Source organism: Alloalcanivorax sp. C16-2 (assembly GCF_046507615.1).
GTDB lineage: Bacteria > Pseudomonadota > Gammaproteobacteria > Pseudomonadales > Alcanivoracaceae > Alloalcanivorax > Alloalcanivorax marinus_A.
In genome coordinates, this window is record NZ_JBKFTL010000001.1 from 893830 (window position 1) to 916167 (window position 22338).

General features: G+C 64.6%; 23 protein-coding genes. 9 read left to right on the top strand and 14 right to left on the bottom strand.

Annotated elements, in window-relative coordinates; genetic code table 11:
- Positions 1-11: 11 nt before the first annotated feature.
- Positions 12-1430 carry an acetyl-CoA carboxylase biotin carboxylase subunit gene (locus tag ACLD02_RS04195; RefSeq protein WP_410298022.1) on the bottom strand — a complete coding sequence of 473 codons (1419 nt, stop codon included), beginning with the start codon at positions 1428-1430 and terminating at the stop codon, positions 12-14.
- A 139-nt stretch (positions 1431-1569) separates the two neighbouring features.
- On the opposite strand from ACLD02_RS04195, the gene ACLD02_RS04200 reads away from it, so the two are divergent.
- On the top strand, positions 1570-2493 hold the full coding sequence (locus tag ACLD02_RS04200) for a LysR family transcriptional regulator (protein ID WP_203103058.1): 924 nt from the start codon (positions 1570-1572) through the stop codon (positions 2491-2493).
- Here ACLD02_RS04200 and ACLD02_RS04205 read toward each other — a convergent pair.
- The 6 genes from ACLD02_RS04205 to ACLD02_RS04230 all read right to left on the bottom strand — a co-directional run bounded on the left by ACLD02_RS04205 (position 2465) and on the right by ACLD02_RS04230 (position 8779).
- Positions 2465-3511, bottom strand: a complete 1047-nt coding sequence (locus tag ACLD02_RS04205; RefSeq protein WP_410298023.1) for an AbrB family transcriptional regulator — start codon at positions 3509-3511, stop codon at positions 2465-2467. The two genes, ACLD02_RS04200 and ACLD02_RS04205, sit on opposite strands and share 29 nt — an antisense overlap.
- Positions 3512-3554: 43 nt before the next feature.
- Positions 3555-4640, bottom strand: a complete 1086-nt coding sequence (locus ACLD02_RS04210) for a TauD/TfdA family dioxygenase (RefSeq protein WP_410298024.1) — start codon at positions 4638-4640, stop codon at positions 3555-3557.
- Between the two features lie 25 nt (positions 4641-4665).
- Entirely contained in the window at positions 4666-6177 is a 1512-nt protein-coding gene (locus ACLD02_RS04215) for a tripartite tricarboxylate transporter permease (RefSeq protein WP_203103047.1), read from the bottom strand.
- A gap of 18 nt (positions 6178-6195) precedes the next feature.
- The gene (locus tag ACLD02_RS04220; protein WP_203103037.1) at positions 6196-6669 is read right to left on the bottom strand and encodes a tripartite tricarboxylate transporter TctB family protein; all 474 of its coding nucleotides are present in this window, start codon (positions 6667-6669) and stop codon (positions 6196-6198) included.
- A 64-nt stretch (positions 6670-6733) separates the two neighbouring features.
- Positions 6734-7705 carry a tripartite tricarboxylate transporter substrate binding protein gene (locus tag ACLD02_RS04225; RefSeq protein ID WP_203103035.1) on the bottom strand — a complete coding sequence of 324 codons (972 nt, stop codon included), beginning with the start codon at positions 7703-7705 and terminating at the stop codon, positions 6734-6736.
- A 27-nt stretch (positions 7706-7732) separates the two neighbouring features.
- Positions 7733-8779, bottom strand: coding sequence for a porin (locus ACLD02_RS04230; protein ID WP_410298025.1), 1047 nt, complete (start codon positions 8777-8779; stop codon positions 7733-7735).
- Positions 8780-9065: 286 nt separating this feature from the next.
- Here ACLD02_RS04230 and ACLD02_RS04235 point away from each other — a divergent pair, with 286 nt between their 5' ends.
- Positions 9066-9941: a LysR family transcriptional regulator gene (locus ACLD02_RS04235; protein ID WP_410298026.1), complete on the top strand. Its 876-nt coding sequence runs from the start codon at positions 9066-9068 to the stop codon at positions 9939-9941.
- 81 nt (positions 9942-10022) lie between these two features.
- Here the strand turns inward: ACLD02_RS04235 and ACLD02_RS04240 are convergent, their stop codons facing one another.
- The 5 genes from ACLD02_RS04240 to ACLD02_RS04260 all read right to left on the bottom strand — a co-directional run bounded on the left by ACLD02_RS04240 (position 10023) and on the right by ACLD02_RS04260 (position 14818).
- Complete coding sequence (locus ACLD02_RS04240; protein WP_203104503.1) at positions 10023-10727, bottom strand: ATP-binding cassette domain-containing protein; 705 nt, start codon at positions 10725-10727, stop codon at positions 10023-10025.
- Positions 10728-10852: 125 nt separating this feature from the next.
- Positions 10853-11638 (bottom strand): ABC transporter ATP-binding protein, encoded by a 786-nt coding sequence (locus ACLD02_RS04245; protein ID WP_203103028.1) that lies wholly within the window; start codon positions 11636-11638, stop codon positions 10853-10855.
- Positions 11635-12645, bottom strand: a complete 1011-nt coding sequence (locus ACLD02_RS04250; RefSeq protein ID WP_410298027.1) for a branched-chain amino acid ABC transporter permease — start codon at positions 12643-12645, stop codon at positions 11635-11637. The genes ACLD02_RS04245 and ACLD02_RS04250 overlap by 4 nt, the downstream gene beginning before the upstream one ends.
- Positions 12645-13520 (bottom strand): branched-chain amino acid ABC transporter permease, encoded by an 876-nt coding sequence (locus ACLD02_RS04255; RefSeq protein ID WP_161384917.1) that lies wholly within the window; start codon positions 13518-13520, stop codon positions 12645-12647. The genes ACLD02_RS04250 and ACLD02_RS04255 overlap by 1 nt, the downstream gene beginning before the upstream one ends.
- Before the next feature lie 140 nt (positions 13521-13660).
- The gene (locus ACLD02_RS04260; RefSeq protein ID WP_410298028.1) at positions 13661-14818 is read right to left on the bottom strand and encodes an ABC transporter substrate-binding protein; all 1158 of its coding nucleotides are present in this window, start codon (positions 14816-14818) and stop codon (positions 13661-13663) included.
- Between the two features lie 255 nt (positions 14819-15073).
- Between ACLD02_RS04260 and paaX the strand changes: the two genes are divergently transcribed.
- The gene (gene paaX / locus ACLD02_RS04265; RefSeq protein WP_238400940.1) at positions 15074-16000 is read left to right on the top strand and encodes a phenylacetic acid degradation operon negative regulatory protein PaaX; all 927 of its coding nucleotides are present in this window, start codon (positions 15074-15076) and stop codon (positions 15998-16000) included.
- On the opposite strand, the gene ACLD02_RS04270 is transcribed toward paaX, so the two are convergent.
- The gene (locus ACLD02_RS04270; protein ID WP_410298029.1) at positions 15997-16599 is read right to left on the bottom strand and encodes a phenylacetic acid degradation protein PaaY; all 603 of its coding nucleotides are present in this window, start codon (positions 16597-16599) and stop codon (positions 15997-15999) included. The genes paaX and ACLD02_RS04270 overlap by 4 nt on opposite strands.
- Positions 16600-16919: 320 nt before the next feature.
- Between ACLD02_RS04270 and paaG the strand changes: the two genes are divergently transcribed.
- From paaG to paaK, 4 genes are all read left to right on the top strand, one after another.
- Positions 16920-17735, top strand: a complete 816-nt coding sequence (gene paaG, locus ACLD02_RS04275; RefSeq protein ID WP_410298629.1) for a 2-(1,2-epoxy-1,2-dihydrophenyl)acetyl-CoA isomerase PaaG — start codon at positions 16920-16922, stop codon at positions 17733-17735.
- A 68-nt stretch (positions 17736-17803) separates the two neighbouring features.
- Positions 17804-18265: a hydroxyphenylacetyl-CoA thioesterase PaaI gene (paaI, locus tag ACLD02_RS04280; protein ID WP_410298030.1), complete on the top strand. Its 462-nt coding sequence runs from the start codon at positions 17804-17806 to the stop codon at positions 18263-18265.
- On the top strand, positions 18262-19470 hold the full coding sequence (pcaF, locus tag ACLD02_RS04285; protein WP_203103009.1) for a 3-oxoadipyl-CoA thiolase: 1209 nt from the start codon (positions 18262-18264) through the stop codon (positions 19468-19470). The genes paaI and pcaF overlap by 4 nt, the downstream gene beginning before the upstream one ends.
- A 61-nt stretch (positions 19471-19531) precedes the next feature.
- Complete coding sequence (gene paaK / locus ACLD02_RS04290) at positions 19532-20839, top strand: phenylacetate--CoA ligase PaaK (RefSeq protein ID WP_203103008.1); 1308 nt, start codon at positions 19532-19534, stop codon at positions 20837-20839.
- Between the two features lie 143 nt (positions 20840-20982).
- On the opposite strand, the gene ACLD02_RS04295 is transcribed toward paaK, so the two are convergent.
- Positions 20983-21330 carry a hypothetical protein gene (locus ACLD02_RS04295; RefSeq protein WP_410298031.1) on the bottom strand — a complete coding sequence of 116 codons (348 nt, stop codon included), beginning with the start codon at positions 21328-21330 and terminating at the stop codon, positions 20983-20985.
- Between the two features lie 478 nt (positions 21331-21808).
- Between ACLD02_RS04295 and ACLD02_RS04300 the strand changes: the two genes are divergently transcribed.
- Together ACLD02_RS04300 and ACLD02_RS04305 are read left to right on the top strand one after the other, a co-directional pair.
- Complete coding sequence (locus tag ACLD02_RS04300) at positions 21809-22003, top strand: addiction module protein (RefSeq protein WP_410298032.1); 195 nt, start codon at positions 21809-21811, stop codon at positions 22001-22003.
- Positions 22000-22326, top strand: coding sequence for a YnfA family protein (locus tag ACLD02_RS04305; RefSeq protein WP_410298033.1), 327 nt, complete (start codon positions 22000-22002; stop codon positions 22324-22326). Before ACLD02_RS04300 ends, ACLD02_RS04305 begins: the two co-directional genes overlap by 4 nt.
- The last annotated feature ends 12 nt before the right edge of the window (positions 22327-22338 follow it).

The following is a 22338-nucleotide window of genomic DNA, read 5'->3' on the forward strand; positions in this document are numbered from 1 at the left end:
ATCTCCTGCGCTTAAAGCCCGGTGTGAGCGGCAATCGCCGCGGCGATGGCCAGCGCGATCTCTTCGGGATTGGATTTTTCCGAGTAACTCAGCAGTTCCGGATGGGCGTCCACGTAGCCGGTGTCGAACTGGCCGCTACGGAAACCGGGATCGTCGAGAATTTTCAGGTAATAGGGCGCGGTGGTTTTCACTCCCTGCAGGCGCATGTCGTGGATGGCGCGCTTGGCGCGATCCAGGGCGCCTTCCCAACTCAGATTCCAGGCGATCAGTTTCAGGCACATGGAATCGAAGTAGGGTGGGATGGTGTAGCCGGTGTAGATGGCGGTATCCACCCGCACGCCCGGGCCACCCGGCGCGTAGTAGCGGCTGATGCGGCCGAAGCTGGGCAGGAAGTTGTTCTTCGGGTCCTCGGCATTGATGCGGAACTGCAGCGCGAAGCCTTGGTGGCGGATGTCGCTCTGTTGGTGGGCCAGGGGTTCTCCAGCGGCCACGCGGATCTGTTCGCGCACGATGTCCACGCCGGTGATCTGCTCGGTGATGGTGTGTTCCACCTGCACCCGGGTGTTCATCTCCATGAAGTACACCTGGTTGCCGGTGAACAGGAACTCCACGGTACCGGCATTGGTGTAGCCCACCGCCTCGGCGGCGCGTACCGCCAGGTCGCCTACGTAGGTGCGTTGCTCCGGGGTGAGCTGGGGCGACGGAGCGATCTCGATCAGCTTTTGATTGCGGCGTTGGATCGAGCAGTCCCGTTCGAACAGATGAATGGTGTTGCCGTGATGGTCGGCGAGGATCTGCACCTCGATATGTCGCGGGTCGACGATGCACTTTTCCAGGAACACGTCGGCGCTGCCAAACGCCTTGGTGGCTTCCGAGACCACCCGTTCGTAGTTACGCGCCAGCTCGTCCTCGTCGTCGCAGCGGCGGATGCCGCGACCGCCGCCGCCGGAGGTGGCCTTCAGCATCACCGGGTAGCCCACCCGGCGCGCTTCGCGGCGGGCCTCGTCCAGGTCCGCCAGGTTGTTTTCCGAGCCCGGCGTCACCGGCACGCCGGCTTCGATCATCGCCTGGCGGGCGCGGGTTTTGTCGCCCATGCGGCGGATTACCTCCGCCCGCGGGCCGATGAAGGTAATGCCGCGCTGGGCGCAGATGTCCGCCAGTTCGGCGTTCTCGGAGAGGAAGCCGTAGCCCGGGTGCAGGGCATCGCAGCCGGTCTGCACCGCCACGTTGACGATATGGTGTGGGTTCAGATAGCCCGCCAGCGGGTCGTCGCCCAGGCTGTAGGCCTCGTCGGCGCGTTTCACGTGCAGCGCGTACCGGTCCGGTTCGGTGTAAACCGCCACCGAACGAATGCCCAGCTCCGCGCAAGCGCGGACGATGCGCACCGCGATCTCACCACGGTTGGCGATGAGGATTTTTCTTATGGCCATGCGTGTACTCCCGATCAGCCCAAGGGCCGCTTAATGTTCCGCAAGGTACCGGGAACATGGCGGCCAAAAGAAATTGATATTACTATCATCAGGCATAACCAATTCATTATGTGTGAGCGCTCGCTCTCTTGGGAAAGCAATGAGCACGGCCTATCTGAATCGTCTGACCCTGCGCCAGGTGCGTATCTTCCTCACCGTCTGTCAACAGGAAAGCTACTCCCGGGCCGCCGAGGAACTGGCTCTCACCCAGCCGGCGGTGAGCGCCCAGGTGCGCAATCTGGAGGAGTTGATCGGCGAGCCACTGTTCGATTACGTAGGCAAACGGCTTTCCCTGACCCCGGCGGGACGGGCCATGCGCCGCGCCGGCCAGGATCTGATGCGCCGCCTGGTACGGGTGGAAATGGAGCTGGCGGAACTGCGCGGGGTGATGCAGGGCACCCTGACCCTGGCGGTGGAAAGCAGCGCTCAGTACTTCATGCCCGAGCGGCTGGCGGCCTTCTGCCGGCGTCACCCGGAAGTGGAAGTGCGAATGCGCGTGCTCAACCACGGCGAGGCCCTGAAGAGCCTGCGCGAGGACCGCTACGACCTGACCATCATGGGCCAGGTGCCTGACGACCGGCGGCTGCGCTTCGTGCCCTTCCGCCAGAACGATCTGGTGGCGGTGGCCGGTCCGGGGCATCCGCTGCGGGACACCGAAGCGGTGCCGCTGACCCGTTTCCTGGAATTCCCCCTGCTCAGCCGGGAGCCCGGCTCCGGCACCCGGCTGGTGTTCGAGGAGTTGTGCCAGAGCCGTGGGCTGCGCCCCGGTCGCCGGCAGCAACTGGGCTCCCAGGAGGCGGTCAAGGCCGGGGTGATCGCCGGCCTGGGGCTGGCGGTGCTGCCCCGGGACGCCTGCCGGGAGGAACTGGCGGCCGGGCGTTTGGTGACCCTGGACGTGGACGGACTGCCCCTGAAGCGCTCCTGGTGCGTGGTGCACCCCCGTGCCCGCCACCTGACGCCGGTGGCCGACGCCTTCCTCCAGGCCCTCACTGCTCCTATGGGGCGGGCGGTTGGTGGCGGGTGAGGTACTTCGCCCACAGCGGTGCCACCAGCATAAGCGCCACGATGCGCAGCAGGTGATGGAAGGCCACGAACATGGGGTCCAGGTTCAAGGCCACCGCCAGAATCGCCAGCTCGCCGATGCCGCCCGGGGCCATGGCCATCAGCGCCACGTCCCGGGGTACCGCGATGGCTTGATGCACGAGCTCCGCGAACAGCGCCAGAATCAGCAGGGAGAGCAGCGTCGCCACGAACGACTCCAACAGATGGCGGCGCAGCAGCGACAGGGATAACCCACGGAACCGGGAGCCGATGGCGCAGCCCAGCACCAACAGCATCAGGTTCATGCCCCAGTCCGGCATCCGCAGGGAGGCGACTCCAAAGCCGGACAACAGGCCGGATACCACCAGGGGCAGCATCAAGGCGGCGGTGGGAATGCGCAGCCGGTTACCGAGCGGAATCAGCAGCGGCAGCATGGCTATCAGCCAGAGGTTCTCGAAATGCGCTGCGGCGTTTTCGCCCCGGCCTCCGTCCACGCCTTCGTAGAGCCAGAACAGCGGTGGCAGGATCAGCAGCACCAGAATAATGCGCAGGGACTGAGAAATCGCCACCCGGCGCGGATCGCCGCCGCTGGCTTCGCCCATCATGATCATCGCGGTCATCGCGCCCGGCGCCGCCGAGAACCAGGCGGTAACCGGGTCGAAACCGCAACGCCGGAACCAGGCGGCGACGACGCTGGTGGACGCCGCCACCCCGGCCAGCAGCAAGGCGCCGGAGATCGGCCAATCCACCAGCCGGGCCACCAGCTCCGGTGTCATCCGGCTGCCCAGGACCAGCCCCAGCACGCCAAGGAAAGCCAGCCGCAGATTCTCCGGCACCGCCACCCGGGCCCCGCCGATGGAAGCCGCCAGGTTGGTCACCAGGGGGCCGAGCATCCAGGCCAGAGGCAGACCGATATGGGCGGCCAGTACGCCGCCGACGGTGCCCACCATCAGTGAGCGTAGCAAAGGTGGGCCCCAGCGATCCGTCATCCCCGGGGCCATGGCGTTGCGCTCCCGGTGGACGGCGGCGTCGATGCGAACGGCATCATGAAAACACGTTGCGCATGCCGTGGTAGCGGGCCTGACGACGCTCATAGTCAAGGAACGTCTCGGTGATGTGCTTGCCCCGATTGCCGCCGCGCACGGAGCCTGGGCGGGTGTCCTTGAAGGCGGCCACCCAGTCGTCCGGCAGCGGCTGGGAATTGGGGAGCGTCATCCACAGGCGCAGCATGTGCCGTTTTTTCTCTTCCTCCTCGAAGTCCTCGAAATCGGTTCGCGAATGCACCACGGTGTAATTGTTGAGAAGCTGCATGTCGCCCTTCTCGATATTCATGGAAAAACAGAAGCGCGGGTCCGGCAGCAGGGTGTCGAGAAGATCCAGCACCTCCACCTGTTGGTCGGTGAGCCGGGGCACCTGCTCGAAGTATTCCTGGGCGGCGGTGATGTTCTTTCGGTTGGTGCGGAACGCGGGGAAGCCGTCCTTTTCCCCGTACAGAGGGCAGGGGTAGACCGGAGGCTCGTCGTCGGCGCCGGCGCCTTGCAGGCTGAAATAAAAGGGCGTGCGCAGGGCGTCTTCCAGGTCCGGGCGGGTCCGGCGGATCTCGTCGATCACCGCCAGGGAACTGGTGATCAGGCTGGTGCCGCCGGCCTTGGCCGGGTGCAGGCACAGCAGCGACACCACGTCGCAGAAATCCACGTGGAAATCCAGGCCGGCGTTGGTGTTGTAACCGCGCCCGCCGTTGACCTTGTAGCTGCCGCTGGCGTCTTTCACCGAGGTCATGATGTCGCTGGCCCGGTTCTGTGTCCGGCACACGCCGATGTGCAGCCCCAGGCCCCAGTAGATCCGCCGGGCCTCCTCCACCGACCAGCGTTCCACGGGCATGCCGCGAATCAGGCAGAAGCCCCAGTCGCGCTGGGTGCTGTCGAAGGCATTCTTGAAGAAAGCGCGGGCGTGTTCGCGGAGGGGGAAATCGTCCGGTGTCCAGTCGAGCATTGCTTTGCCCGTTTCATCGGCGTGCTGGAGGGCGCGATCGAGATCGTCGCCCAGGGTCGGGTCGAGCGGTCGAATCCAGCTTCGGTCGTTGCGGACGTCGTCGGCCAGCCATGGGCGGCACTGGGTTTTCCGGTTCATGGAGTTCTCCTTGTACATCGGTCGGTCAATGGGCCGCGGCCCGCCGAAGGCGGGCGCGGGTGAATCGGGTCAGGGGCTTAAGCAATGAAAAGGCGATCACCGAAACCGTGAACAACGCCAGCCCGACGGACAGCGGGGAAGGGAATAGCGCGGTCCAGGGATCGACGCTCAGCATGAAAGCGAGTCGCAGGTTCTCCTCGGCCATGGGGCCGAGCAGGACGCCGAGAACAATGGGCGCCAGCGGCACCTGGAAGTGGGACAGCACCATGCCAATGGCGCCGAACACCAGCAGCAGTTGGATGTCGAACAGGCTGTTGTTGACCGCGTAAACACCGACCATGCTCAGGGAAAGCACGATCGGGATCAGCAGAGCCGGCGGAATGTCGAGCACCCGCACGAACAACCGTGAGCCGAGCAGCCCCAGGGGAATCAGCAGCGCGGCGGTGATCACCATCTGCAGCATGAAGCCGTACACTTCGTTGGGGTTGCTCTGAAACAGTTCCGGTCCGGGTTGCAGACCGTGCACCAGCAGGCCGCCGAGAATCACCGCCGACACCGAGCTGCCCGGCACGCCCAGGGTCAGGGCGGGCACCAGGGCGGCGCCATTGTCCGCGTTGTTGCCACACTCGGCGGCGGCCACGCCTTCCTCGGCGCCGTAACCGAACCGTGCCGGGTCGCGGGCGGAGCGCTTGCTTTCGTTATAGCTGAGAAAAGACGCCATGTTGCCGCCGACCCCGGGCAGCAATCCCACGAACACACCGATCAACGACGATTTCAGCCAGGTGGGCAGCAGCTGGGGCAGATAGGGACGAAGCCGGCCATCGCCGGCGTCCTCCGCCCGGTCCGTTTCCCGCCCGCCGGGGAGGGCACCCGCGGCAAGCTTCAGGGTGGGCGGAATACCGAACAGCCCGATCAGCACCACCACGATATTGACGCCGTTCACCAGCTCCACGAAGCCGAAAGTGAAGCGTTCCTGGCCGCCGATGGTGTCGATGCCGATCAGACCGATGAGCAAGCCGAAGCCGGCGGCGAAAACGCCCTTGGCGATGCTTTTGCCCAGCAACAGGGAGAGGCTGGAAAGCCCGAACAGGGCCACCCAGAAATAGTCCGAGGGCCCGAACAACAGGGTTACCCGGGCAAGCGGTGGTGCCAGCAACAACAGCACGAGCCCGCTGATCAGCCCGCCGATGGCGGAGGAAAACACCGCCACGCGCAGCGCCAGCTTGCCCCGGCCTTGCTCCGCCATGGGCCGGCCATCGAAGATGGTGGCCACGGAAGCCGGTGTGCCCGGCACGCCCAGCAGAATGGAGGGAATCGCGCCGCCATACATGGCGCCGTTGTAGATGCCCGCCATCAGCCCGAGCCCGACCAGGGGATCGAGGCCGAAGCTCAGCGGGATCAGCACGGCGATGCCCATGGTGGCGCTGAGACCGGGCAGGGCGCCGATGCAGATGCCCAGCAGGGTGCCGCCCAGCATGGCGATGAGGTTAGCCGGTTCCAGGATCACCAGGAACGCGGAGAGAATGGAGTCAAACATAGGGAAACCGGTTGCTGATTACGAAAACGGAACGCCCGAGGGAAGCTGCCTGCCGAAGCCCTCGATGAAGACCAGGTACACCAGCGCCTCGAATGTCAGGGCGGTAAAGGCGATCACCCGCCAGTGCCGGAAATCCAGAACCAAAGGCACGATGATGAGCAGCAGGGTGGTCGCCGGGAAGTAGCCGACCCAGGGCGTCAGCACACAGGTCAGAAGGAAAGCCAGGCCGGCGCCGGCGCCGCGTTTGAGGGCGCCGCCTTCGGGGAACGGGGGGCGCGCGGGGCGGTGGCGCAGCAGCTTGAGCGCGCAGACGCAGAGCATGGACATGCCGGCCAGTGCCATGACGGCGCACACCGCCAGAGGAAACCAGCGACCGGCGCCGGAGAGGCGAAGCGCGCTGAACGATGGAACGGAGGTACCGGCCAGGACCAGAACGGCGAACACCAGATCGTGCCAGGGGGCGGTATCCGCTGCATCGGGGTGACGGCTCATGAGGACTCCCTTTACGTTGGTGAATGGGGACCGGCCCTATCCGTCGGGCCGGTCGTGGCACCTGTTACTGGTCCACCCAGGGTCGCTTTTCCCACAGGGCGGTCATTTCCTGGTACAGGGTGTCGGCGAGACGCTGCTGCTCGGGACCGGACATATAGCGCAGCAGATACAGCCGCTTGCGTGCCGCTTCGCGGAATTCCGGGTTGGCGACCGCGCGCGCCAGCGCATCGTGCAGCCTGGCCTCCACCTCCGTGTCCAGGCCGGCCGGCGCGATCATGCCGCGATAGGAGCCGCCCACCACGTCGTAGCCCAGCTCCCTGGCGGTGGGCACCTCGGGCAGCAGATCGCTGCGCTGCTCCGCCATCACCGCGAGCACCCGGATACCACCGGATTTCACGTTGCCGGCGGCTTCCGCCAGGCCCATGGAACTGGCCGAGATGTGGCCACCCATCAGCGCCGCCCGGCTTCGGGAGCCGCCGTTGAAGGGAATGCTGGTGGCTTCCACGCCGGCCGCCAGCAGGAAGCGTTCGAAGGTAGTGTGCTGGGCGCCGCCCCGGCCCGGGTTGCCGACCCGGGCCTCACCGGGATGAGCGCGGGCGTTCTCCACCCATTGATCCAGGCTGTCGAACTCGCTGTCGGCGTTCACCAGGATGGCGGTGGGGTCGAGGATGATGTTGCCCAGGAAGGTGAAGTCCTTGAGGGCGTAGTCCGGCTCCCGCTCGATCAGTGGATTGATGATGCCCGGCATATTGGACATGGCCAGGGTGTAGCCGTCCGGTTTGGCGTGGGCGATTTCGGTGAAGCTGATCTCGCCGCTGCCGCCGGGCCGGTTGACCACGTTGATGGTGATGTCGCCGCCCAGCTCGTCTTCGAGATAGGGAGTGAGCGTGCGCGCCAGTACATCGGTGCTGCCGCCGGCGGAGTAGCCGACGATCAGATCGATATCGCGGTTCGGGTAGTCGGCGCTGGCGGTCTGCGCGGAGAGGAACAGTATTCCGGCGGTGATCGCGGCGATGGCGGGGTGGTTAGAGAACATGGCGGGTCTCCTTTGTTGTGAGTATTTCTAGAATTTGATGCGGCTGCCGGTGACGACCATGGCCATGTCGTCGTAGCTGGCATGGCGGCGGTCCAGCTCGAAACGGCGCACCGCGCCGAACACCTCCAGCCAGTCCAACGGCTTGTAGACGTAGTTGGCGCCCACATAGGTGGCGCGGTCACCGCGCCGGTTCAGGTCATCGGTGATGCCGTAATCCACGGATGAAGCGTGTTTGCCGGCACGGTAGCCGAGCCGGAAGGTGGTGTTGGTGGCGGAACGGGAAGCGTCGGTGTCGAGGCGCGAATACGAAATCGCGCCATTGAGACCGTTGTCGAGCAGCACCGAGGCGGAGCCGCCCAGGGTTTCGTTGTCGTCGGCGCCGGGGACCTTTTCGCTGGAATAACCGACGCCTACCGAGACCTTGGCGAAATCCGCCCGGGCGCTGTACAGCGCGGAGGCTTCATAGACCATGTCGTCCTTGCGACCGACGCTGGCGCGCAGCGTCAACGGGCCCGGCCCGGTGCTGTGATAGGCGATACGGTCGTAGCGACTTTCGAAGTCGAAGTTGGCCATGACGTCGCTCAGCGTCGGGCCGGCGTTACCCTGTTCGAAAAACGTGAAGCTTCCGCCCATCAGGTGGGCGTGGCCGAGCAGCGACACCATGTTGGTGCCGGACAGATCCACGTGGGTCAGGCCATTGGCGGCGCCATCGCCCTGGCCCAGATAGACGGCGCCAAAGCCGCCGCTTATGAACAACTCCGCGCGGCGCTCCTTGAGCTCGGCGGAAACGCTGGGCCGGGTGCGGGAGATCGACGACGAGGGGTTGGATTCATAGCCCATCTCGAACCGTGCGCCGGCCCGCAGGCCATCGTGAATGCGGTCGCTGGCCACGATCCGGAAGCGACTGGCGCTGTTCTTGTTATCGACAAAGTACGTCTCGGCCCCTTCTCCATCATCCAGCGCCAGGATCGCGCGGTTGATGTGGCCGGAAACCGTTACCTCGGGAGACGCCTGCACCCCGGTGCACAGAAACAGTGGCACCAGAACACAGGCCGGATGGATTTTTGTTTTCATCACTTGGCCTTTTCCTGTCATTAAATGCGATGACGATTCCCGGATTTTTCGAAAAATTGTTTGATGGATAATTTTTGGAAGATTGCCGGGAGCGACGGAAAAGGTAGGAAAAATACGGTGCCGGGAACAAACGAAATAAATTCGTTATGGAATAAACATTTTCTTATGTGTTTTTTGTTGCGGGTTAAACATTTAAATTGCGCCGCCGTCGCGATGGATTAAGTTGATGGGTTCCATGCCGCGTCCGGGGCGGTCCTTTTCCGGGCCTTAGTGCGGAGCTGAACCCATGAAGATCGATTTTTTCATCACGCTTCAGAAAGCCATCGATACCGGCAGCTTCGCGATGGCGGCGAAGGCGGTGCATGTCACGCCCAGCGCGGTCAGCATGCAAATGAAATCCCTGGAGCGCTATTTCGGGAAGGCGCTGTTTCATCGCTCCGGGCAGCACGTACGCCCGACCCGGTTCGCCCTGGAGTTGAGCGACCGGATCCGGCCGACGGTGGACTGCCTTCTTGAAATGAAAGGCGGCGACCGGGATGCACTGGGCGGCTGCGTGACGCTGGGCGTGGTGAGGATGATGCAGCCGTCGGTGCTGCCGACGCTGTACCGGACCCTGCGCGACCGGGGGCATGACATCCTGATCCGCTGCGTGCCCGGGCGCTCCCGGGATCTGATCGAGGCGGTCAAGACCGGCGAGATCGGCGCGGCGGTGGTGGCGGAGCCGGACGGCGCCCGCCGCAAACAACTCAGCTGGCGGTTGATCCGTGAGGAGCCCTTCTACCTGATGACCCCCTGCGGGGTGCGCTACGGCGGCAACAGGGCGCGGCTCCGGGAACTGGACTGGGTCGGTTATGACCGGGACACGGTGCTTGGCCGGCTGTCCCGGAAGATCGCCGGTGATTATTTCCAGGCGGCGGCGCCGACCCTGGAACTGCAGTCTCCCCAGGCGATCTCCGCCATGGTGGCGGCGGGCTTCGGCGCCGCGGTGATGATCCTGCCCGGCGAGGATCCGCGGCGGCTGAAGGGGGTGGACGTGCACAGGCTGCCGGACACGGCGCCGGTGGTGCGCTTCTCCCTGCTGACCCGCAAGGCCGATCGGCGCGACCCGGTGCTCGATGAGGTAGCCCGCTGCATCCTGCCTTGTAGCCCGCCCCCGGCCTGACCGCGAAGCAAAAAAAAGCGCCGCGGAGGTGGCCCGCGCGGCGCCTGCTCGATAATCGGGGCGGGCTCAATGCCCGCCGGGTCAGCCGCCCAGGTAGGCGGCCTTCACACTCTCGTCGTTGAGCAACGCCTCGCCGCTGCCGGTGGCGACGATGTCGCCGGTTTCCAGCACATAGCCGCGATCGGCGATGGCCAGGGCTTCCGAAGCGTTCTGCTCGACCACGAAGATGGTGATGCCTTCGCGTTTCAGTTCCGTGATGATGGCGAAGATCTCCTCGATGATCAGCGGCGCCAGGCCCATGCTCGGTTCGTCCAGCAGCAGCAGGCGCGGTTTCGCCATCAGTGCCCGGCCCATGGCCAGCATCTGCTGCTGGCCGCCGGACAGATTGCCGGCGTGCAGGCGGCGCTTTTCCTTGAGGATCGGGAAGCGCCGGTACATGGCTTCCAGGTCGTCGGCCACACCCTTGTCGCGGCGGCGGCTGAAGGCGCCCAGCATCAGGTTGTCCTCCACGGACAGGCCAGCGAACACCTGGCGTCCTTCCGGCACCTGAACGATGCCGCGGTGAACCCGGTCGGCGGCCTTGCGCCGGTTCAGATCCTCGCCGTCGAAGGTGACGGTGCCGGCGGTGAGCGGTTGCAGGCCGGAGATCACCCTCAGCAGGGTGGACTTGCCGGCGCCGTTGGCGCCCACCAGGGCCACGGTCTCGCCGGGGTGGATGGCCACGTCCAGGCCGTGCAGGGCCTCGATGCGACCGTAGCCGGTGCGGATACCCTTCAGGTCCAGCAGGGGCGTGTCGCCCTCGGCGATGGGGCCGGCGCCGCCGTCGGCGCGTTCACCGGGGGTGGCGCCGTCGTCGAAGGCACGCGACCGTTGTTCACTCCGGGGCGCGGCGGGCGTGGAGAGGGTGGCGTTCATGCGGTGGCCTCCTCGCGGGGATTGCGGTTGCCCAGGTAGGCGTCGATCACGTCCGGGTTGGCGCGGATCTCCTCCGGGGTGCCCTCGGCCAGCTTGCGACCGTAGCAGAGCACCAGTACCTGGTCGGAAATGCTCATCACCAGTTTCATATCGTGTTCCACCAACACCACCGTGATACCCCGGTCGGCGATCCGGCGGATCACGTCGCGCAGGGCGTCGGTTTCGTTGCGGTTGAGTCCGGCGGCGGGTTCGTCGAGCAGCAGGATGTCCGGTGAGGACGCCAGGGCGCGGGCGATTTCCAGACGCTTGAGGGCGCCGTAGGGCATCGCCGAGGCGTGGTGCTGGACATACTGGCCGCAGCCGACGAACTCCATCAGCTCGGCGCATTCCTCGCGACACTGCTGATCCGCCCGGCGCAGGGCAGGCAGCTTGAACAGGGAAGTGAAGGTGCCCTGTTTGAGGTGCCGGTGGCGGCCCAGCATGACGTTTTCCAGGGCCGTCATATTCATGCAGATCTGCAGGTTCTGAAAGGTGCGGCACATGCCCAGCGGCGCCAGTTCGTGGGGCTGGTGGCCGGCCAGGCTGCGGCCGTTCAGATGCACGCTGCCACTGCTGGGCTGGTAGAGCCCGGTGATCAGATTGAACAGGGTGGTCTTGCCGGCGCCGTTGGGGCCGATGATGGAATGGATGCGGCCTTTTTCCACCTGGAAGCTCAGGTCCTCCACGGCGTGCACGCCGCCGAATTCCTTGCCCAGTTGGTCCACGGAAAGCAATGCGGTCATGGGGCCTCCTTCTGGAAGCGGCGCGCCAGGGTCGGTACCAGGCCGCGCGGCATGAAGATCATTACCGCCATCAGAATGGCGCCGAACAGCACCATCTCCAACTCCTGGAAACCGGTCAGGAACTGCGGAATCAGCAGCAGGATGGCGGCGCCCAGGATTACCCCGTAGGTGGACGCCATGCCGCCCAGCACGACGATGGTGATCAGCTCGATGGAGTGGGTGAACGAGGCGATGTTGGGAGTGATGAAGCCGCCATAGTAGCCGTACAGGCTGCCCGCCAGGCTGGCGTAGACGGCGGAGATCACGAACACCCGCAGCTTGAATTTGCCGGTGTCGACGCCGGCCACCTGGGCGGCGATCTCCGAGCCGTGCAGGGCGCGCAGGGCGCGGCCCAGGGGCGAGTCGATCAGGTTCAACGCGAACAGCACCGACAGAAACAGGAAGCCGGCGGCGATGCCGTACCACACCTGGGTGCCGGTGATGGTGAGGCCGAACAGATCATAGCTGCCGAACACGCTCAGCTCATGGCCGAATACGCTCAGTGGCGCCACCGGCAGGCCGTCCGGCCCGCCGGTGAGCTGGTCCTCGTTGTTGAGCACGATGGCGGCGATCACGCCCAGGCCCAGGGTCGCCATGGACAAGTAATGGCCCTTGAGGTGGAGGATCGGTTTGCCCACCAGCCAGGCCAGCACCGCGACCCCGACGGCGGCCAGCAGCATGGCCGGCACCGGCGTGATCTCGTAGTTCTGCACCAGCAGGGCGCTGCCGTAGGCGCCGGCGGCGTAGAACGCCGCGTGGCCCAGACTGATCTGGCCGGCGTAGCCCACCAGCAGATTCAGGCCCACCGCCACGGCGGCGGTCAGGGCGATCTTGATCATCAGGTCGTAGTGGTAGTCGTTGCCGGCGAACAGTGGCAGCGCCAGCAACACCACGGCCAGGGCCAGCAGGCCCGGCCATTTGGCGGGCGCCCGGACCCGGGATGGACGGTGCGGAATCGCTTCGCTCATTACACTCGCTCCACGGCGCGGCTGCCCAGCAGGCCGTTGGGCAGGAAGAACAGGATGGCCAGAATGATCACGAACGGCACCGCGTCCTTGTAATCCGACGAGATGTAGCCGGCGGTGTAGGCTTCGGCCAGGCCCAGCAGCAGGCCACCGAGAATGGCGCCGGTACTGCTGCCCAGGCCACCGATGGCGGCGGCGATGAAGCCTTTCAGGCCGAGCATGATGCCGATGTCATAGGAGGTCAGGGTGATGGGCGCCACGATCACGCCGGCGGCGGCGCCGATCACCGCCGAGATGCCGAACGCCATCATCAGGATGGCGCTGGTCTTGATGCCCATCAGGCTGGCCGCGTCCTTGTTCATGGAGGTGGCCAACAGTGCCTTGCCCAGGGCGGTGCGGGTGAAGAACAGCCCCAGGGCGGTGACCAGTACCGCGGCGATGCCGAGAATCCACAAACTCTGGGTGAGCAGGGTGGCGCCGCCCAGGCTGATCGATTCGGTGGCGCTGAAATTCGGCAGGGCATGGTATTCCTTGCCCCAGAACACCTGCGCCAGCCCGCGCAGGAAGATGGAGGCGCCGATGGTGATGATGATCAGCGTCACTACGTCGGCGTTCTTGGCCGGCGCGATGGCCAGGCGGTGCAGCAGGATGCCGGCCACCCCGGCCATGGCGATGGCCAGGGGAATGGCGAAGTAGATCGGCACGCCGGCGTCCATCAGGACCACGGTGCCCATGCCGCCGATCATCAGGAATTCGCCCTGGGCGAAGTTGATCACGTGGCTGGCGTTGTAGATCAGGGTGAAACCCAGGGCCACCAACGCATAGATGGCGCCCAGGGTGATCCCCGAGAAGGTGAACTGGAAAAATTCGCTGAACATGATTCTGCCCGGGATGGTCGTGGGAGGAGGGCGGCGGGGGACGGGGCTGGGGCGGAGGATCGCGACTGAAGTCGCTCCTACATCGTGCCAGGCAGGCACGGCCCGGTAGGAGCGGCGTCAGTCGCGATTCGGCCTTGGGATTATTCCGTCAACGCCCAGTCGCCATCCTCCACCTGAAGGATGCGGAAGGATTCCGCGTCGAGGCCCATGTGGTCCTCGGCGCTCATCCGGTAGGTGCCGGTGACGCCCACGGCGCCGTCGATGCTTTCCAGCGCGTCGCGCACCTTGGCCTTGTCGGTGCCGCCGGCCTTGTTGATCGCCTGGATGGCCAGTTGCAGGCCGTCGTAGGCGTAGGCGCCAAAGGTGGAAACCGACTCGTCATAGCGGCTTTCGTAGTCGCTCTTGTAGCGGTTCAGCACTTCGTACTGGGGATCGGATTCCGGCAGCTTGTCCGCCACCAGCAGCGCGGAAGCGGGCAGGCGCAGGCCTTCGGCGGCGTCGCCGGCCAGTTCCAGGAAGCTGTCGGAGGCCACGCCGTGGGACTGGTAGAACGGCAGATCAATGCCCAGTTGCGCGTAGTTGCGGGTCACGATCGCCGGGCCCTGACCAAAGTCGAAGTTGAGAATCGCCTGCACGCCGTCGGTGTTGCGGATGCGGGTGAGCTGGGCGGTGGTGTCGGTGTCCTTCGGGTTGTAGGTCTCGTCGGCAACGATCTCGATGCCGAAGTTGCCGGCCTCTTCCTTGGTCACGTTGCGACCGGAGGCGCCGAAGCCGCCAGTGCCGGAGATCAGGCCGATCTTGGTGAGGCCGCGTTCCTTCATGTCCATCAGAATCCGGCGCGCCGCCTGACGGTCGGACTGCGGGGTCTTGAACACCCATTTCTTCACCGGGGTGGTGATGGTCTCGGCGCCGGCCAGGGAGATGAACGGCACGCCGGCCTGTTGGATCAGCGGCACCGCCGCCATGGTGGCGCCGGTGGTGGAGCCGCCGACGATCAGGTCGACGCGGTCCTGGCGCAGCAGGCGGTTGGCGAAGGTGCGTGCCTTGGAGGCGTCGCCGGCGTCGTCATAGTGGATCAGCTCCAGCTGTTTGCCGAGCACGCCGCCGCGTTCGTTGATCTTGTCGATGTACAACTCCAGGGTTTTCAATTCCGGATCGCCGAGGAAGGAGGCCGGTCCGGTAACAGAAAGGAAGGAGCCGATTCGGATGGTGTCCGCGGCCTGGGCGGGCACGGTGGCCAGGGTCAGACCGAGGGCGGTGACCGCGCCAGCGGCCAGCTGTTTCAGCGTTCTTTTCATTATCGCACCTTTTGAGCGTATGCCAGTTGTTCTTATGCGGGCCTCTGTTGTCCCATCGGGCCCGTCGATAGGCACAGGTATAAAGCGATACGGCATGCAAGTCAATACGGCGTTTAATGTGTCATAAAAGTGGACCTATGCCGCCAAGTCCCCGATTTAGCGTGGAATTCGTGTGTTGTTTGTGTCATACAGATGGGCCGTTTGGTAGTATGTCGAATCTTTTCGAGGGACCGTTCCGGCAATGGGGGTAGGGTTTTGGACCTGCAGTCCGATCATCTGGAAACGCTGATCAAACGCTTTCAACAGCGCCGCCCGCTGCGCACCGGCTCACTGATCATCACCGTGTTCGGGGATGCCATCGTGCCCCGGGGCGGCACCGTCTGGCTGGGCAGCCTGATCGAGCTGCTCGCGCCCATGGGCGTCAATCAGCGCTTGGTGCGCACCTCCGTGTTCCGCCTCACCCGCGAAGGCTGGCTGATCGCCGAGAAGGTGGGCCGGCGCAGCTACTACGGCCTCACCGGCGCCGGGCGGCGCCGCTTCGAAAAAGCCTTCAAGCGCGTTTACTCCGGAGGCCAGCCGGCCTGGGACGGTGCCTGGACCCTGGTGGTGCTCAACCAGCTGGACGCTGACCGCCGTCGTGATGTGCGCCAGGAGCTGGAATGGATGGGCTTCGGCGCCTTCGCGCCCACGGTGCTGGCGCACCCGGGCGTGGACCGCGCCGAGCTGAACGCCTCCCTCCAGGAGCTGGGCGCCCTGGACGACGTTATTCTGTTCCAGACCGACACCGTGGATCAATTCGCCACCCGGCCCCTGCGCCGCCTGGTGCGCGAGGCCTGGAATCTGGATCAGCTGGCCGAGGGGTATGGCGAGTTTCTGAATCAGTTCCGTCCGCTGTGGAACCAGATGCGCAAGGAGAAGAACCTGTCTCCCAAGGAGTGCTTCCTGGCGCGCACCCTGCTGATCCACGAATACAGGAAACTACTGCTGCGCGATCCGCTGTTACCCGACGAGCTGTTGCCCGCCGATTGGGAAGGCCGCGCCGCCCGGCAACTGGCCCGCAACCTCTACCGGCTCACCGGCCAGGGCGCGGAAACCTGGATCAGCCAGCACGCCGAAACCGCCCAGGGCCCGCTGCCGGAGGCCGGGGACGGCTTCTACCAGCGCTTCGGCGGCCTCGACTAGCTCGCTGCTTTTTCGCCTTTGGGGGCGATCTTGTTGGTTTGCATGCGCGGGCGGTCCGCTTCCATTTCGGTGAGTGGGTCGCAGGGCTTCATGGCTCGCTGGTAGCGGCGCGCCAGCTCCTGGTATTCCAGGGTCCCTTCGTATTTCCAGCGCACTTCTTCCTCGCTGAGCTCGCGCTTCACCACCGCCGGGGCGCCGATCACCATGGAGCGCGGCGGGCAGCTGAAGCGGCCCTTGACCAGGGCGCCGGCGGCGACGATGGAAGATTCACCGATCTCCGCGTAATCCAGGATCACCGCGTTCATGCCCACCATGGCATTGCGCCCGATGCGGCAGCCGTGCAGCACCGCGCCGTGGCCGATGTGGCCGTCTTGTTCGACGATGGTGTCGGTGCCGGGGAAGCCGTGCATCACGCAGGTATCCTGCAGGTTGGCGCCGCGCTCCAGTATCAAGCGGCCGAAGTCGCCGCGCAGGCTGGCGCAGGGGCCCACGTAGCAGTCCGGGCCCACGATCACGTCGCCGATCAACACGGCGGTGGGGTCCACATAGGCGTCCGGGTGAATCACGGGGGTGATGCCTTCAAGCTGGTAACAGGGCATGGGGAAATCTCCAGGAAAACGGGCCCAAAGGCCGTGACGGGGTGGCCGATTAAGCTACATGACCTCTAAAGGGCGAGCAAACAGACAGTTTTGTAACACTAGAGAGTGCCCGTTAAGGGTTTCGATAACTGGCTGATAAAAAAGGAAAATTCGGTTGAGAAGTGGCGTAGATGTTTTCTGGTTAATCTAAATGCGATACATGAATTGGATAACTATGTATTGACTGGTGTCATGTTTGGGCTATGCTCGTTACCAGGTCGCGGCTCGCCGTGGGCGACCGCTTTTTCGTCAGCCAGTCACTGCCAGCACAGAGGCGCACCATGGCCTACGACACCATTGAATTCTCGCTCCGCGACGGCGTGGCCACCCTGGTCCTGAACCGTCCGGATCGGCTCAACAGCTTCAACGAAGCCATGCATCAGGAAGTGCGTCAGGCGCTTACCGAGGTGCAGGCGGCGGTGGACGCCGGCGATTGTCGGGCGCTGCTGCTCACCGGCAACGGCCGTGGCTTCTGCGCCGGCCAGGATCTGTCCGACCGCGCTGTTTCTCCTAAGGACGGAGCGCCGGGCGCCGAGATGCCGGATCTGGGTTATTCCATCGAGACGTACTACAACCCGTTGATCCGCACCCTTACCGCCCTGCCGGTACCGGTAGTGTGCGCGGTCAACGGCGTGGCCGCCGGTGCCGGAGCCAACATCGCCCTGGCCTGCGACCTGGTGCTGGCGGCACGCTCCGCCAGCTTTACCCAGGCGTTCGCCAGGATCGGCCTGGTGCCGGATTCCGGCGGCACCTGGCAGCTGCCCCGGCAGGTAGGCCTGGCCCGTGCCAAGGGCCTGGCCATGCTGGGTGATAAGCTCAGTGCCGAGCAGGCGGAAACCTGGGGTTTGATCTGGCGGGTGGTGGACGACGAGGCCCTGCGCGACGAGGCCGCCGGCCTGGCCGCCCATCTGGCGACCCAGCCCACCCGTGGGCTGGCGTTGATCAAGCAGGCGCTTAACGAAAGCGGCACCAACGATCTGGACACCCAGCTCGACCTGGAGCGCGACCTGCAGCGCCAGGCCGGCCGCACCGCCGATTACCGCGAAGGCGTCGCCGCCTTCATGGAAAAACGCAGCCCGAAATTCTCGGGCCAATAAGTCAATAAATACATACGCAGAGGGGCCTTGGCGGTTCTGGCGCCGGGGTCCCCAGGGAGAGCAGTACCATGCCCGAGTCCTCCGCCACGGTGGATGCCGGCGCCCTGGCACGGCAATGCGCCGACGCCATGTACGCCCGTGACCGCGCCAGCCAGGCCCTGAACATGCAAGTACAGAGTGTGGCGCCGGGCCACGCCGTACTCACCATGCCGATCACCGAGACCATGATCCAGGGGCACGACTCCTGCCACGGTGGCTATATTTTCACCCTGGCGGATTCTGCCTTCGCCTTCGCCTGTAATTCCTATAACGAAGCCACCGTGGCCTCCGGTTGCTCCATTGAATACGTGGCGCCGGGCAAGCTGGGCGACACCCTCACCGCCGACGCCAGGGAACAGACCCGCAAGGGCCGCACCGGCGTCTACGACGTGCGCGTCACCAACGGCGACGGCGAGCTGGTGGCTTTGTTCCGTGGCAAGTCCTACAAAATCCGTGGTCCGGTGATTCATGAACAGGAGGGCGACGCATGAGCGACGCATTGATTTTCGATGCCATCCGTACCCCGGTGGGCCGCTACGGCGGCGCCCTGGCCGCCGTGCGCGCCGATGACCTGGGCGCGATTCCCATGAAGGCGCTGATGGAGCGTCACGCGGACGTGGACTGGAGCGCCGTGGACGATGTGTTCTACGGCTGCGCCAACCAGGCCGGCGAGGACAACCGCAACGTGGCGCGCATGAGTGCCCTGCTGGCGGGCCTGCCGGTGGACGTGCCCGGCGTCACCCTGAACCGTTTGTGCGGCTCCGGCATGGACGCGGTGGGCAGCGCCGCCCGCGCCCTGCGTTGTGGCGAAGGGCAGCTGATGATCGCCGGCGGCGTGGAATCCATGTCCCGGGCGCCGTTTGTCATGGGCAAGGCGGAGCAGGCGTTTTCCCGCCAGGCGGACATCTTCGATACCACCATCGGCTGGCGCTTCGTCAATAAACTGATGAAGGACCAGTACGGCATCGACTCCATGCCGGAAACCGCTGAGAACGTGGCCGAGCAGTTCAAGATCAGCCGCGAGGACCAGGACGCCTTTGCTGTACGCAGCCAGCAGAAGGCCGGCCGGGCGATGGCCGACGGCACCTTCGCCGACGAGATCGTGCCGGTGAGCGTGCCGCGCCGTAAGCAGGACCCGCTGATCGTCCGCGACGACGAACACCCGCGTCCGCAGACCACCCTGGAGGCGCTGGCCAAACTGCCGACGCCGTTCCGCCGCGAAGGCGGCAGCGTCACCGCCGGCAACGCCTCCGGCGTCAACGACGGCGCCTGCGCCCTGCTGATGGGCAGCGAGGCCGCCGCGCAACGCTGGAACCTGAAGCCCCGCGCCCGGGTGCTGGGCATGGCCACCGCCGGGGTGGAACCGCGCATCATGGGCATCGGCCCGGCGCCGGCCACGCAAAAAGTGCTGGCCACCACCGGCCTGAAGCTGGCCGATATGGATGTCATCGAGCTGAACGAGGCGTTCGCGTCCCAGTCCCTGGCGGTCCTGCGCGAGCTGGGTCTGCCGGACGACGCCGAGCACGTGAACCCCAATGGCGGCGCCATTGCCCTGGGCCATCCCCTGGGCATGAGCGGCGCGCGCCTGATCACCACCGCCCTCCACGAGCTGGAGCGCCGCCAGGGCCGCTACGCCCTGTGCACCATGTGCATCGGCGTTGGCCAGGGCATCGCGGTGATCATCGAAAGAATCTGAAGCAACGCAGCCGGGCGCGGCGCGCCCATTCATTAGAGAATAAAGAGAGGCGGAGATGGATATGCCATTCAACCTTGAGAACCGTTTCGACTCGGTGGAGATGAGCGACGTTGCCCAGCTCCGCGAGCTGCAGCTCGACCGCATGCGCTGGAGTCTTACCCACGCCTACAACAACGTGCCCTTCTACCGGAAGAGCTTCGATGATGCCGGCGTGCATCCCTACGACCTGCGTAGCCTGGACGACCTGCGGCACTTTCCGTTCACGGTGAAGAATGACCTGCGCGACAACTACCCGTTCGGCATGGTGGCGGTGCCCATGCGCGAAGTGGTGCGCGTGCACGCCTCCAGCGGCACCACCGGCAAACCCACCGTGGTGGCCTACACCCAGAACGACATCGACGTGTGGTCCGACGTGATGGCGCGCTCGATCCGCGCCGGCGGCGGCCATGCCGGTGACAAGGTGCACGTGGCCTACGGCTACGGCCTGTTCACCGGCGGCCTGGGTGCTCACTACGGCGCCGAGCGTCTGGGTTGCACCGTGATCCCCATGTCCGGCGGACAGACCGAGAAACAAGTCCAGCTGATCAACGACTTCAAGCCGGACATCATCATGGTCACCCCCTCCTACATGCTTAACATCGCCGACGAGATGGAGCGCCAGGGCCTGGACCCGAAAGCCTCCAGCCTGCGGGTGGGCATCTTCGGCGCCGAGCCCTGGACCCAGACCATGCGCGAGGAGCTGGAAGCGCGTCTCGGCATCCACGCCCTGGACATCTACGGCCTCTCCGAAGTGATGGGTCCCGGCGTCGGCATGGAATGCATCGAAACCAAGGACGGCCCGACCATCTGGGAAGACCACTTCTATCCGGAGATCATCAACCCGGAAACCGGCGAAGTGCTGCCCGACGGCGAATACGGCGAGCTGGTGTTTACCTCGCTCAGCAAGGAAGCGCTGCCGATCATCCGCTACCGCACCCGCGACCTGACCCGGCTGCTGCCCGGCCAGGCCCGCCCCATGCGCCGCATCGACAAGATCACCGGCCGCAGCGACGACATGCTGATCATTCGAGGCGTGAACGTGTTCCCCACCCAGGTGGAAGAGCAGATCCTCAAGATCGAAGCCCTGGCCCCGCACTACGAAATCCACGTCGAAAAGGAAGGGAACCTGGACCACGTCACCGTGCGCGTGGAACTGAAACCGGAAGCCGCGCCCCAGGCCGAAACCCTCACCGTGGAAGTGGTCAAGGAGCTGCAGCACCGGGTGAAAACCCACATCGGCATCAGCACCAAAGTGGACCTGGCCGCCCCCGGCACCCTGGCCCGCTCCGAAGGCAAAGCCAAACACGTCTTCGACAACCGCCCCAAATAATCACGTCCCAACGCGCGCTCACCGCGCTACCGGCCGCGCCGCCACCCCGGCGTTGGCCGGCCCCTCCGGGGGGCGGGGTCGGGCCTCACCAACCCCTCGATTTTATTGGTTTCAAAAGCGCATATCGGCAAGCATTTTCCTCGTCAAAACCTGAAAATGGCAGGTCTTTGCAGCAAAAAGATGATCGCCTCGAAGGCTAAGTAGACCGCTCCCCAAAGAGCCATATAGAACCAGCCGCTTGCGATGCCCGGGCCGCAATAGGTCTCGGTAAGGCAGTGAAACATCCGGCTGATCATTCGTATCTCTACCCACAAGGTCGCGCTTATGGCCAAAACTACCATGTAAGGCGCAATCTTTTTATATGGTTCTGAAGGAAAACGAAATGAAATATTTCTCAAGGTTCGCCAGAAGCGAACGGGAAATAAACCGATGGCGAACAGCCCGATAAAGCCCAAAAGGTAAATCAGACCACTAAAAATATCCGCTTTCATGGGGCTCCTTGCACTTGGCGTGGAGGAATTTGATGTGTTGCTGAATCCAATTCTTGTCAATCTTGAAGGCCGTGACTGCTTCGTCATGCCCTCTCTGCTTTGGTCCCGTCGCTTCCCGCGACCAACCCATTGCTGTGTGACGGGCTGGACCTCAGCAACCTCTTGATTCTATTGTCATCAATGCCCTTGTTGGCAAGCGTTTATCCCCTTGGGAGTCTGTTGTCTTAAGAGAATCGGTGCTTTGGGTGTGGGCGTAAGAGCTCGCCGTTGCTTCCTTAAAACCTTTTTATCGGGTCTATCCAAACTGTTTAAAGGCAAGAAAACCCATTTAGAGACGAGAAAATTATTATAAATCAGCAAGTAATAGAGGTCCGTTCCGATGCCCCTCCCCTTTTTTTGCGGTATGGCCTTTCGCTCTGGTCTGCGCCGCTGTCCAGGGCTACTCTGTATGGGAAGTCTTGCAACGCGGTGTAGATCGATGAGTTCAACCAAGGACATTATCAATCAGGCGATGGCGTTGCATCCCGAGGAGCGTGCCATCGTCGTTGAGCAGTTGCTGCTGAGTCTGGATTCGCCGGATCAGGCGCTGGACGATCTTTGGGCGGAAGAGGCGGAAGCCCGTCTTGATGCCTATGAGCACGGTGATCTTTATACATTGACCTTGCACTCGTGATCACGCCCTTCTTGTATGTCGCCGCCGCCCTGGCGGAGATCGCCGGTTGTTTTTCCATGTGGGCCTGGTGGCGGCTGGAGAAGTCGCCGCTGTGGCTGGTGCCCGGCCTGCTGAGTCTGACGCTGTTCGCCTGGCTGCTCAGCCTGGTGGACACCGATTACGCCGGCCGTGCCTATGCCGCCTATGGCGGTGTTTACATCGTGATGTCGCTGCTCTGGCTGTGGATCGTGGAACATCGGGCGCCGGATCGCTGGGATCTGCTGGGCGCCGGGATCTGTTTGGTTGGCGCAGGCATCATTCTCTTAGGGCCCAGAGCCGGATAGGTGTTTCCGATT